This window comes from Christiangramia aquimixticola (assembly GCF_048285835.1).
Classification (GTDB): Bacteria; Bacteroidota; Bacteroidia; order Flavobacteriales; family Flavobacteriaceae; genus Christiangramia; species Christiangramia aquimixticola.
On sequence record NZ_JBLVTL010000223.1, the window covers coordinates 1 to 298 of the forward strand.

Annotated in this window: 1 protein-coding gene; it reads left to right on the forward strand. The window is 47.0% G+C overall.

Annotated features, from left to right (window positions below):
- Positions 1–298: aldehyde dehydrogenase family protein (locus tag ACNKXV_RS14230; protein WP_417908368.1), on the forward strand; the 298-nt coding region annotated here is incomplete at both ends.

The window sequence follows — 298 nt, forward strand, 5'->3', positions numbered from 1 at the left end:
GAAAACCTGTAGTTGAGGGTGAAGTCCTCTCAGGTGATGGGTTTGAGTCGGGATGCTATGTGAAGCCTGCCATCTATGAAGCCGAAAATCACTTCGAAATCGTGCAGCATGAGACATTTGCACCGATTCTTTATTTGATCAAATACCACACCTTGGCAGAAGCCATTTCCATACAGAATGGTGTGCCTCAAGGCCTTTCTTCAGCGATCATGACCACCAACATGCGTGAAGCTGAGGCTTTCTTGTCAGTAGCCGGTTCGGATTGCGGTATTGCCAATGTCAATATTGGAACTTCAGG